The sequence below is a fragment of the Arcobacter sp. F155 genome, assembly GCF_004116455.1.
Taxonomy (GTDB): Bacteria; Campylobacterota; Campylobacteria; order Campylobacterales; family Arcobacteraceae; genus Halarcobacter.
The window spans coordinates 1-477 of the sequence record NZ_PDJU01000031.1 but is presented as its reverse complement, the minus strand read 5'-3'; the positions used below and the strand labels follow the sequence as shown (position 1 = coordinate 477).

Below are 477 nucleotides of genomic sequence, written 5' to 3'. Positions count from 1 at the left end.
TCCTACACAAGATAAATATGTGTTTGGTGATTATCGTGAAATTACGGATCCGAACGAGGAATTACGAAAGATTTACAATCGAATCCTTAGTAAATTCGGTGAAAAACAAGAAATGCTGGATCAGCTAGATAAATTGGTGAAAGAAGCGAATGAAACAGCAAGTAGCGCTAAGAAAGAATCAGAAGCAGCGAAAACACTTGCTGAAAAGGTACAAGAGAATATTAAAAACAATACTGTTGAAATTATAGAAGCTAAGAATCCACCAACAACAGGGCTTAAACCTAATAAAACGCTTTGGCGTGATATGAGTAACGGAAAGCCCGGTATTTTAAAAATATGGACAGGTACAGCTTGGGAATCAGTTGTTCCTGATGTAGAATCAATCAAAAAAGATACACTGATGCAGGTTAATAAAGATATTGAAAACACAAAAACAGAGTTGAATAAAAAAGTGGAAGAAGCACAAAGTCAAGCAAC

At 35.4% G+C, this 477-nt stretch carries 1 protein-coding gene; it reads left to right on the top strand.

The genetic code is table 11. From position 1 onward, the window contains the following. Window positions 1–477, top strand: a 477-nt coding sequence (locus CRV03_RS13940) for a hypothetical protein (RefSeq protein WP_258239109.1), incomplete at both ends; no start/stop codon positions are given.